The 10,315-nt window shown below is 71.3% G+C and carries 10 protein-coding genes; 4 read left to right on the forward strand and 6 right to left on the reverse strand.

The features are described 5' to 3' along the window. On the forward strand, nucleotides 1-540 hold a 540-nt coding region (locus tag ACLU3S_RS32965; protein WP_413955655.1), incomplete at its 5' end, for a hypothetical protein. A gap of 64 nt (nucleotides 541-604) precedes the next feature. Here the strand turns inward: ACLU3S_RS32965 and ACLU3S_RS32970 are convergent. From ACLU3S_RS32970 to ACLU3S_RS32980, 3 genes are read right to left on the reverse strand one after another with little or no spacing between them, the layout of a single operon-like run. Further along, complete coding sequence (locus ACLU3S_RS32970) at nucleotides 605-1,357, reverse strand: amino acid ABC transporter ATP-binding protein (protein ID WP_413955663.1); 753 nt, start codon at nucleotides 1,355-1,357, stop codon at nucleotides 605-607. 50 nt (nucleotides 1,358-1,407) lie between these two features. After that, nucleotides 1,408-2,346, reverse strand: coding sequence for an amino acid ABC transporter permease (locus tag ACLU3S_RS32975; RefSeq protein ID WP_413955656.1), 939 nt, complete (start codon nucleotides 2,344-2,346; stop codon nucleotides 1,408-1,410). 32 nt (nucleotides 2,347-2,378) lie between these two features. Continuing rightward, nucleotides 2,379-3,341 carry an ABC transporter substrate-binding protein gene (locus tag ACLU3S_RS32980; RefSeq protein WP_413955657.1) on the reverse strand — a complete coding sequence of 321 codons (963 nt, stop codon included), beginning with the start codon at nucleotides 3,339-3,341 and terminating at the stop codon, nucleotides 2,379-2,381. A gap of 605 nt (nucleotides 3,342-3,946) precedes the next feature. Between ACLU3S_RS32980 and ACLU3S_RS32985 the strand changes: the two genes are divergently transcribed. Together ACLU3S_RS32985 and ACLU3S_RS32990 are read left to right on the forward strand one after the other, a co-directional pair. Continuing rightward, nucleotides 3,947-5,170 (forward strand): NAD(P)-dependent malic enzyme, encoded by a 1,224-nt coding sequence (locus ACLU3S_RS32985; RefSeq protein WP_413955658.1) that lies wholly within the window; start codon nucleotides 3,947-3,949, stop codon nucleotides 5,168-5,170. Nucleotides 5,171-5,579: 409 nt separating this feature from the next. After that, on the forward strand, nucleotides 5,580-6,545 hold the full coding sequence (locus tag ACLU3S_RS32990; protein ID WP_413955659.1) for a zinc-binding dehydrogenase: 966 nt from the start codon (nucleotides 5,580-5,582) through the stop codon (nucleotides 6,543-6,545). A gap of 96 nt (nucleotides 6,546-6,641) precedes the next feature. On the opposite strand, the gene ACLU3S_RS32995 is transcribed toward ACLU3S_RS32990, so the two are convergent. From ACLU3S_RS32995 to ACLU3S_RS33005, 3 genes are all read right to left on the reverse strand, one after another. Then, entirely contained in the window at nucleotides 6,642-7,673 is a 1,032-nt protein-coding gene (locus tag ACLU3S_RS32995) for a PadR family transcriptional regulator (RefSeq protein WP_413955660.1), read from the reverse strand. A gap of 1 nt (nucleotide 7,674) precedes the next feature. Beyond that, nucleotides 7,675-8,637, reverse strand: coding sequence for a DUF4097 family beta strand repeat-containing protein (locus tag ACLU3S_RS33000; RefSeq protein WP_413955661.1), 963 nt, complete (start codon nucleotides 8,635-8,637; stop codon nucleotides 7,675-7,677). 905 nt (nucleotides 8,638-9,542) lie between these two features. Continuing rightward, nucleotides 9,543-9,722, reverse strand: a complete 180-nt coding sequence (locus ACLU3S_RS33005) for a DUF6104 family protein (protein ID WP_003992906.1) — start codon at nucleotides 9,720-9,722, stop codon at nucleotides 9,543-9,545. Nucleotides 9,723-9,907: 185 nt separating this feature from the next. Here ACLU3S_RS33005 and ACLU3S_RS33010 point away from each other — a divergent pair. After that, nucleotides 9,908-10,315 (forward strand): CU044_2847 family protein (locus ACLU3S_RS33010; protein WP_413955662.1); only part of this gene is annotated, 408 nt, incomplete at its 3' end.

The raw sequence follows: 10,315 nt of genomic DNA on the forward strand, positions 1-10,315 counted from the left end.
GCCGCCGCGCCGACCGCCGGCGAGTTCGGCGGCGGTGCGGCCGGGTTCGCCAAGCTGCTGCCGCCGGGCGTGGGCAACGTCCGGGAGGTCTCGCTGCTGCGGCTGATCAAGGGCGTGCCGAACGCGCCGCTGCCGAAGGACGTGGGGCCGTACGACGGGGACTACGCGATCGCCCGGAAGGACGGGGTCGGGTACGTCACCGTGCGCGTGATGCCGGCGAAGGCGGTCAAGGCCAAGGGAGTGGAGCAGGATCCCTGCGCGCTGCCGCACCAGCCGCCCGAGCTGACCAGGTGCACCAGCGAGAAGGTGGCCGGCGGCCTGCTGAGCATCCTGCAGTGGTCCGGCATGAAGGCCAACCAGCCGACGTACACCGGAACCAGACTGGAGGCACGGCTGCTGCGCAGCGACGGCAGCGCACTGGCCATCGGTGACTGGACGGGCTTCCTGGGCCGGGGCTCGCAGGGCCCGGTGCTCACGACGTTCCCGCTGACCCGGGCGCAGGTGCGGGCACTGGCGCTCGAGCCCCAGCTGCTGCCGTAGCGGGGGCACACGAAGAGGGGCGGTACGGAGATCCGTACCGCCCCTCTTCGTGTGTTCCGTGCGCCTACAGCACCTTGGACAGGAACGACTGGGTCCGCTCGTGCTGCGGGTTGGTCAGCACGTCCCGCGGGTGACCGGATTCGACCACCACGCCCTCGTCCATGAACACCAGGCTGTCGCCCACCTCGCGGGCGAAGCCCATCTCGTGGGTGACGACGACCATGGTCATGCCGGACTGGGCGAGGTCGCGCATGACGTCCAGGACGTCGCCCACCAGCTCCGGGTCCAGGGCCGAGGTCGGCTCGTCGAACAGCATCAGCTTCGGGTCCATCGCCAGGGCCCGGGCGATCGCCACTCGCTGCTGCTGGCCGCCGGAGAGCTGCGAGGGGTAGTGCCCGGCCCGGTCGGCCAGCCCCACGCGCTCCAGCAGCTGCATGGCCCGCTCCCGGGCCTCCGTCTTGCTCCGGCCCTTGACCTGGACCGGCGCCTCCATGACGTTCTCGAGCGCGGTCATGTGCGGGAACAGGTTGAAGCGCTGGAAGACCATGCCGATGTCCCGGCGCTTCATGGCGACCTCGCGGTCACGCAGCTCGTACAGCTTCTCGCCCTGCTGGCGGTAGCCGACCAGCTCGCCGTCGACGTACAGCCGCCCGGCGTTGATCTTCTCCAGGTGGTTGATGCACCGCAGGAAGGTCGACTTGCCCGAACCGGAGGGGCCGATGAGGCAGAACACCTCGCCCGGCTTGACCTCCAGGTCGATGCCCTTGAGGACCTCCACGTGCCCGAAGGACTTGTGCACGCCCTCCGCCCGGACCATGGGGACGGCCGCGGCCGGCGGGGTGTCCTGCGTCGTGCTCGGCTTGTCGGTCATACGCCCACCGCTCCCCTCGGACGGCCCAGCGAGAACATGTTGGCCTTCACCTTCTGCCAGGGGGTCGGCGGGAGGCTGCGGCTGGAGCCGCGGGCGTAGTACCGCTCGATGTAGTACTGGCCGACGCTCAGCACCGAGGTCATGATCAGGTACCAGGCCGCGGCGAGGAAGTACATCTCCACCGGGGCGCCGGAGTTCTGGCCGATGTCCTGGGCGTAGCGGAACAGCTCGGGGTACTGGACGGCCGCCACGAGCGAGGTCGTCTTCAGCATGTTGATCACTTCGTTGCCCGTCGGCGGCACGATCACGCGCATCGCCTGCGGGATGATGACCCGGCGCAGGGTCTTGCCGTGGCTCATGCCCAGCGCGTGGGCCGCCTCGGTCTGGCCCTCGTCGACCGCGAGGAGGCCGGCCCGGCAGATCTCCGCCATGTACGCGGCCTCGTTCAGGCCGAGGCCGAGCAGCGCCGTCAGCAGCGGCGTCATGAAGTCCGACCAGTAGTTCTTGTAGATCGGACCCAGGTTGATGTACTCGAAGACCAGGCCCAGGTTGAACCACAGGAACAGCTGGACCAGGACCGGCGTGCCGCGGAAGAACCAGATGTAGAACCAGGAGATCGACGAGGTCACCGGGTTCTTCGACAGCCGCATGACGGCGAGGACGATGCCGCCGACGATGCCGATCAGCATCGACAGGACCGTCAGCAGCAGGGTCTTGCCGACGCCGGTCATGATCCGGTGGTCGAAGAAGTAGTCGGGTACCGCGTGCCAGTTGATCTTGCCCTGGCCGAACGCGTAGACGATCGCGACGAGGATCGCGATGGCGACGACGGCGGAGACGTAGCGTCCGTAGTGTCGGACCGGGATGGCCTTGACGGCTTCCGGGCGGGCCGGGGGAGCGCCTCGCTCCCCGGCCGTCTTCTCGATGTCAGTCACGGGTGTTGCCTCTCAGTGGCCGCTGCCGCGGGTCACTTGCCGCCGTTGATGACGGATTCCTTGACGGCGCCGTCCTCGGCGCCCCACTTCTGGAGAATCTTCTGGTACTCGCCGCTCTTGATGATGGCGTTCATCGCGGCCTGAAGGGCGTCGCGCAGCTGCGTCTTGCTCTTGGAGACGGCGATGCCGTACGGGGCCGCCTCGACCTGGTCGCCGACGATCTGGAAGTCCTTGCCGCCGCCGGAGGTCTTCACCGCGTACGCGGCCACCGGGAAGTCGGAGGAGGCGGCGTCCACACCGCCGGAGCGCAGTCGGGTCTGGGACTGCTGGTCGTCGTCGAAGGCCTCGATGGTCAGCTTCTTGCTGCTCGGGCACTTCTTGGCCTCCTGCTTGGCCAGGTCCTCCGAGACGGTGCCGCGCTCGACGGCGATCTTCTTGCCGCACAGGTCCGACCAGCTGGTGATGCCCTGGGTGTCGCCCTTGCGGGTGTAGATCGAGACACCGGCGGTCAGGTAGTCGACGAAGTCGACGCCCTCGCCGACCTTCTTGCCCGTGTCCGGGTCGACGCCCTCCTGGCGGTTCTTGTTGTCGGTCATCGCGGACATGGCGATGTCGTAGCGGTTCGAGCGCAGACCGGTGATCAGGGCGTCGAAGGTGCCGTTCTTGAACTCGAGCTTCACGCCGAGCTGCTTGCCCAGGGCGTCCGCGAGGTCCGGGTCCAGGCCGACGGCCTTGCCGGAGGAGTCCTTGAACTCCACCGGGGCGTAGGCGATGTCCGAGCCGACCTCGATCACGCCCTTGCTCCGGATGTCCTTGGGGAGCTTGTCGGCCAGCGGGGCGCTGCTCTTGGCGCCGCTGCTGACGGAGTCGTTGCTCTTGCCCTTCGTCTGGTCACCACAACCGGTGAGCAGCAGGGCACCGGCGACCGCGATGGCGCCGACCGCAGCGAGCCTGGAGTGCGCAGCGGTGGTACGACGGGTGGAGCTTGCGGTCATCGTGGGTTCCTCCGGCGTGAGCGAAGAGTGTGCCGACAGGTCGCCGAGTACACACACCATCGGGTGTCGCGACCTGGTGGGGTTTACGGCATCTTGCCATTCGGACTGCGCCATCCAGGTGCCCGACTATGTCAAAATCGGATAACGGGTGACCCCCGAACCCCATCAGGTCGGTACATCCCTGGTCCTTGAGTGCCGAACCATCTGCGGGAATCGTGCCTTTCGGCCGGAAAACCTTCGGTGTGTCTCGCGATGCGGACGGTGGGAAAACGCCGTTTTCGCCGCGTTCGAGCCCCAGTCGAGCCCCGCTGCGCGCATCCCTGGCGGACGGTCAGGGCAGGGGCGGCCCGCACGTCAGCGGCGCGTCACCTGGCTGTGGCTTTGTGGTTCCTGGATGTGACCTTGCACCTAATGGACTCGTGCGGGCACCGTCCGTCCGGTAAGAAGGTTCTTTACACCCCTCATCCGGGGCTCAGGGCGCGTGTGCGGCGCGCCCGTCGCGTATGACCCGTACGTATCCGCAATCGGGCCGTGCGCGGTGCCCGCCCACCCCTCACCAGGAGTGGTCGACCCTCAAACCATGCATACCTAAGGGGTAGAACAAAGTGGCAGCGGAGATCGTCAATCCTCGCAGCGACAACACAGCGGATCAGGACGGCGGGGCCGAGCCCCTCGATTCCTTCGATCCCGTGTTCGCGCTGCACCGCGGCGGCAAGATGGCCGTGCAGGCCACCGTGCCGGTCCGCGACAAGGACGACCTTTCCCTCGCGTACACGCCCGGCGTCGCGCGCGTGTGCACCGCGATCGCGGAGCAACCGGAGCTGGTCAACGACTACACATGGAAGTCCTCGGTGGTCGCCGTCGTGACCGACGGCACCGCGGTGCTCGGACTCGGGGACATCGGTCCCGAGGCCTCCCTCCCCGTGATGGAGGGCAAGGCGATCCTGTTCAAGCAGTTCGGCGGCGTCGACGCGGTGCCCATCGCGCTCGACTGCACCGGCGTGGACGAGATCGTCGAGACCGTCGTCCGGCTCGCTCCCTCGTTCGGCGGAGTGAATCTGGAGGACATCTCGGCGCCCCGGTGCTTCGAGATCGAGCGCAGGCTCCAGGAGCGCCTCGACATCCCGGTCTTCCACGACGACCAGCACGGCACGGCCGTCGTGACGCTCGCCGCGCTGCGCAACGCGGCGCGCCTGAGCGGGCGCGAGATCGGGCAGCTGCGCGCCGTCATCTCGGGCGCCGGCGCGGCCGGTGTCGCCATCGCCAAGATGCTGATCGAGGCCGGCATCGGCGATGTGGCGGTGGCGGACCGCAAGGGCGTCGTCACGGCCGACCGGGAGGACCTCACTCCGGTCAAGCGCGAGGTGGCCGGGTTCACCAACAAGGCCGGCATCACCGGCTCGCTGGAGGACGCCCTCGCGGGCGCGGACGTCTTCATCGGCGTCTCCGGCGGCACGGTCGCCGAGGAGGCCGTGGCCTCCATGGCGAAGGGCGCCTTCGTGTTCGCGATGGCCAACCCGAACCCCGAGGTGCACCCGGAGGTCGCCCACAAGTACGCGGCGGTCGTCGCGACCGGGCGCTCGGACTTCCCGAACCAGATCAACAACGTGCTGGCCTTCCCCGGGATCTTCGCGGGCGCGCTGCAGGTGCGGGCCAGCCGGATCACCGAGGGGATGAAGATCGCCGCGGCCGAGGCCCTGGCCGCGGTGGTCGGGGACGACCTCGCCGCCGACTATGTGATTCCGTCGCCGTTCGACGAGCGGGTCGCTCCCGCGGTGACCGCGGCGGTGGCCGCGGCCGCACGGGCCGAGGGCGTCGCCCGTCGCTGACGTCGCACCGAAGGGCCCCGTCCGTCCGGGCGGGGCTTCTTCTTTTTCGACCCGGTACTTTCAGGCGAGACCGATTCTTCCCTACCTGGTTTGTTCGAGTGGGGCCGATTCTTCCCTGCCTGGGTTTGTTCGGGGGGTCGATTCTCTTTGGGTCGGTTTGTTCGGTTGGGGCCGACCCTTCCGACCCGGTTCTTTCGGGTGGGGCCCCTTCCTCCCCGCCCGGTTCCCTCGGGCGGGGCCATCTCTTTTTCACCCGGTTCCTTCCGGGCCGGCCCGATCGGTCCGGTGCGCGGCGGGGCGCTCCCGGCGGTGGTGCCGGTCTGCGCCGCATGGGTGGCGCTGCGCAAGTGGGCATGTGTCACAGGCCCCCGCGGTTCCGTCGGTTGACCGGCCCACCTATCGTCGAGCCATGTTCGCCGTCTACGCCGCCCGAATCGACCGCGACCAGCCGCTCAACGGCCTCGAGTTGGGGGAGCGCCCGGCTCCCGAGGCCCGTCCCGGCTGGAGCACCATCAAGGTGCGGGCCGCTTCCCTCAACCACCACGACCTCTGGTCCCTGCGGGGCGTCGGCCTCACGGAGGACCGGCTGCCCATGATCCTCGGCTGCGACGCGGCCGGGGTGGATGAGGACGGCAACGAGGTCGTCCTGCACTCCGTCATCGGCCAGACCGGCCACGGCGTCGGCCCGAACGAGCCGCGCTCCATCCTCACCGAGCGTTACCAGGGCACCTTCGCCGAGCAGGTCGCCGTGCCGACCTTCAACGTCCTGCCCAAGCCCAAGGAGCTGTCCTTCGCCGAGGCCGCCTGTCTGCCGACCGCGTGGCTGACGGCGTACCGGATGCTGTTCACCCACGCCGGCGTACGGCCCGGTGACTCGGTCCTGGTGCAGGGCGCGGGCGGTGGCGTCGCCACGGCCGCGATCGTGCTGGGCAGGGCGGCAGGGCTGCGCGTCTTCGCCACCAGCCGGGACGAGGCGAAGCGGAAGCGGGCCGTGGAGCTCGGGGCCGTGGAGGCCGTGGAGCCGGGGGCGCGGCTGCCGCAGCGGGTGGACGCCGTGATCGAGACCGTGGGTGCCGCGACCTGGTCCCACTCGATCAAGTCCCTGCGGCCGGGCGGGACCGTCGTCATCTCCGGAGCCACCAGCGGTGACCGGCCCTCGCACGCCGAGCTGACCCGGATCTTCTTCCTCGAGCTGAAGGTGGTCGGCTCCACCATGGGCACCAAGGACGAGCTGGAGGACCTGCTCTCCTTCTGCGCCGCGACGGGGGTGCGGCCCGTCATCGACGAGGAGCTGCCGCTGGACCGGGCCCGGGAGGGCTTCGAACGGCTGGCGTCCGGGGGACAGTTCGGCAAGATCGTGCTCACCAACGCCTGACGCTCCGGCGGGCCGCCGCGCGGCGGGCTCGGCGGGACACGGGCCCGCCGCTTCCGGCCGCCGGCCGGGGCGCCGCAGCGTGTCCCGCCGCCGCGCTCAGGACTCCGGCCCGCGGAGCACCGCCGCGATGCGGGCCGCCGCCGTGGACAGGTGGAGGCGGGTGTCGCGCAGCTGGGCGGGGCTGACGCCGTGGTCGCGGGCCGCGTCGCGGATGTCGTCGCGGAAGCGGTCCAGCAGGCGGTCCAGGTCGCGGGCCGGATCGCCGGTGAAGTCCTCGTGGGCCCAGGAGGGTTCGTACTCGGCCGGGACGTCCTCCCAGGTCACGGAGGGTCCGTCCGGGCCCTCCGCGGTGCGGGCGAAGCCCCGGTCCTTGCCGAACTCCTTGCCGACGTCCTTCCCGAAGTCGCCGAACTCCTTGGCCAGTTCGGTCAGGCCCTCGCGGACGCCCTTCGGCCAGTCGCCCCGGGCGAAGTGGTCCTGGACCTTGTCCTGGACCCGGCGGGCGATGCGCTGCATCTCCTCCTGCGCCTGGGCCCGCGCCCGCGCCTGCGCCTCCTGGGCCTGGCGGCGGGCCCGCTGGGCCTCCTCGCGCGCCCGCCGGCTCTCGTCCTTGGCGCGGCGGGCCTGCTCCTTCCACTCCTGCTTGACCCGGCGCATCTCCTCCTTGGCGGCCCGCCAGGCCTCCTTGTCGCCCAGGTCGCCGTACTCCCCGAAGGTGCCCGCGCCGGTCCTGGCGCCCCGGTGGGCCTCGGAGGCGGCGGCACGCATCTCCCGGCGCAGATCGCCGGCCGCGCCGCGCACGTCGGCCCTGATCTCGGCGGCCAGTTCCGCGACGGACTCGCGGATCTCCAGCTCCAGGTCGGCCAGCTCCTCGCTGCGGTCGGCCAGTTCGGCGCGGCCGGCGTCCGTGATGGCGTACACCTTGCGGCCGCCCTCGGTGGTGTGCGTGACCAGGCCCTCGGCCTCCAGCTTCGCCAGGCGGGGATAGACCGTGCCCGCCGAGGGCGCGTACAGGCCCTGGAAGCGCTCCTCCAGGAGCCTGATCACCTCGTAGCCGTGGCGCGGTGCCTCGTCGAGCAGCTTGAGCAGGTACAGGCGGAGGCGGCCGTGGGCGAACACGGGGGGCATGTCAGAGCACCTTCTTGTCGGTCGTGCCGTCGGCCGGGGCGTCACCGGCTTCGCCGCCCGGACCGGCGGCAGAATCGTCCCCCGGGCCGGAGTGCGGTGCGCTCGCGGCGTCGGGGTGCCGCGGCGGCTCGGCCTCCCACCCGGTGTCGTCCTCGGCCTCGCGCGGCGGGCGGCGCAGCAGGGCGATCGAGCCGGAGACGCTGGTGGCCCTCAGCCGTCCGGTGCCCGCCCCGAGCCGGCCGGTGATCCTGTGGGCGCCCCAGTCGCCCTGCACGCGCAGCCCGTCGAACGCGTTGGAGATCCTGCCGCTCGCCGTGTTCGCATCGACCTGCGTGTCGGCCGGATCCGGCAGGCGGATGGCGATCTCGCCGGAGACGCTGGTGAGGCCGACGTCGGTCGGGCCGTCGGGGGCGAGGTCGATGATCATGGCGCCGCTGACGGAGTCGGCCCGCACGGACGGGCCCGAGCCGTCGAGCACGGTCAGATCTCCGGAGACCGAGTTGAAGCGCAGCTCGCCGGTGACGGACTGCGCCTCCAGGTTGCCCGACACGGTGTCCGCGCGGACCGGGCCGGAGACGCCGACCAGGGTGGTGTCGCCGGTGACGCCCTTGACCACCGCTTGGCCGCGGATGCCGGAGACGACCGCGCCTGCGCCGACCACGCCCACCTCCACGCGGGTGTCGGCCGGGACGGCCAGGGAGACGACCGCGCTGCGGCGCCAGCCCTTGCGGTCGAGCCACTTCAGGAAGCCCTTCCAGGGCAGGTCGTCGTAGGCCACCGTGAGGGTGCCGCGCCGCTCGGTCACCACCAGGGGCGGGCCCTCGATCTCCGAGATCTCCAGCCGGGCGGAACCCTCGTCCGTGCCCACGACGTTCACCGTTCCGTTGACGATGCGGACGTGGAGGTCGCGCACGGGGGTGTCGAAGGTGAGCTTCCGGGGCTCGTCGACGGACCACTCGGACATGGTGACCTCCTCGGCCATACACGGTCGCGACGCGCCATATCGCGTCCTCTGGGAAACACGATATATCGTGGCCGCCGGAAGTCAAGGCACCCTTTCGGGCGACTGCGGACGACGACCCGGTCCGTTGGCTTCGTCGCCGGGCGTCACGGGGCGGACTGCCCGGCGTGCGGGCGTGCCGATGGACGCGTTCCGGCGCGGCTCCGGGGCCGCCGCATCCGCCACCTGGGCCCTGCTGCCGCGCCGAGCCGGAGCCCGTCGGCCTTCTCGCCCCGCTGCGCCACGAGCGGACGGCACTTCGCCCCCGCGGGCCGGCACGGGAGCGTACTGGTGCCCGGCTGGTGCCCGGGGGGACGCCGTGGCGGGGGAGCGGTGGGGCAGAGGACGGGGAGCGGTGCTGCCGGAGGACGCCGTGGCGGGTGAGTGGTGCGGCGGGGGACGCCGTGACGGGGGCGTCGCGGGGGAGGAGACGCTGCGTCGGGTGAGCGGTGCGGCAGGCGAGGGCGCCGAGCCGGTCGATGCCGGGCTGGAGGCGGCGGCGTTGCTGCTCGTGGCGCACGGGGCGCCGGGAATGCCGTACCGAGGGGCCGACGGGCGCGCCGAACCCACGCCGGGCGGAGCCGAACCGGGCCGCCCGGGCCTGCCGAACCCGCCCCTCGGGCTCGCCGCAGCGAGGCGACGCGCCCGGGAGACCGAGCGGGGCGGACCTGCTGGACCGAAGCGAGTGGCCCGAGGAACCGGTTCGGGCGGGCCTGCCGAACCGAGGCGAGCCGCCAGGCAACCCGAGCCGGGCGCACTCGCCGAACCGAAGTGAGCCGCCCGCCGAACCGGGCCGCCCGGGCCTGCCGAGCCGGGCGGACCCGCCCAAGCGAAGCGAGCCGCCCGAGGAACCCGGCGTCCCGCTCGCCCTACTCGTCGTCCTCGTCGTCCAGCCGGGCCAGCCACGTCGCCAGTCGCTCCACCGGGACCTCGAAGTCGGGGTTCAGGTCGACGAAGGTGCGCAGCTGCTCGGCGAGCCACTCGAAGGTGACCTCTTCCTCGCCGCGCCGCTTCTCCAGTTCTTCGATGCCTCGGTCGGTGAAGTACATGGATCGTGCTCCGTCGGTCAGTGCAGGGGTAGGGCCGCTTCCGGACGGGAAGAACCCCTCCTTGCGAACAGAAGAGAGGTGCGACCCTTTCGTCCGGGAAGCCGCGACGTGACAAAAAAATGATAGGCGCAGGGAGCCCGCGGCTTTCCGGGCCGCCGGGCTGCCACGGGGAACGGGGGAGAGCGATGAACCGGGAGACGAGCCACGGGACGAGCAGTGGGACCACGCGGGTCGCCCGAATCCAGCTGCCCGACGGGACGCCGGTCTGGGCCCGGGTGTCCGCGGCGGAGGAGCTGGACGTGCCGTCGGGGGAGCTGTCGTTCACGGACACCGGGTTCGCCGAACGCGTGGAGGCGAGCGTGGAGAGCCTCCACTCGCTGATCACCGGTGTCGCGCGGTCGCTGTCCGGCCCGCTGCGCGCGGTGCGGCCGGACGAGGTGAGCGTGGAGTTCGGCATCGAGCTGACGGCCAAGGCCGGCAAGGTGGTGGGGCTGCTGGCCGACGGCGAGGCGAAGGCGGCGATCACGGTCACGCTGACCTGGAACGGCGACGGCCCCCCGGACCCCGCCGGCCCCGGCGCCACCGTCGCACGC

Origin of the sequence: Streptomyces sp. AF1A (genome assembly GCF_047340315.1) — a bacterium.
In the GTDB taxonomy this organism is placed as follows: domain Bacteria; phylum Actinomycetota; class Actinomycetes; order Streptomycetales; family Streptomycetaceae; genus Streptomyces.

What these genes read in the sequence shown, in the direction of transcription:
- ACLU3S_RS32970 (WP_413955663.1), bottom strand. Translation starts at nt 1,357, where the DNA reads ATGGTCCGGGCGGAGGGCGTGCACAAGTCCTTCGGGCACGTGGAGGTC.
- ACLU3S_RS32980 (WP_413955657.1), bottom strand. Translation starts at nt 3,341, where the DNA reads ATGACCGCAAGCTCCACCCGTCGTACCACCGCTGCGCACTCCAGGCTC.
- ACLU3S_RS32990 (WP_413955659.1), top strand. Translation starts at nt 5,580, where the DNA reads ATGTTCGCCGTCTACGCCGCCCGAATCGACCGCGACCAGCCGCTCAAC.
- ACLU3S_RS32995 (WP_413955660.1), bottom strand. Translation starts at nt 7,673, where the DNA reads ATGCCCCCCGTGTTCGCCCACGGCCGCCTCCGCCTGTACCTGCTCAAG.
- ACLU3S_RS33000 (WP_413955661.1), bottom strand. Translation starts at nt 8,637, where the DNA reads ATGTCCGAGTGGTCCGTCGACGAGCCCCGGAAGCTCACCTTCGACACC.
- ACLU3S_RS33005 (WP_003992906.1), bottom strand. Translation starts at nt 9,722, where the DNA reads ATGTACTTCACCGACCGAGGCATCGAAGAACTGGAGAAGCGGCGCGGC.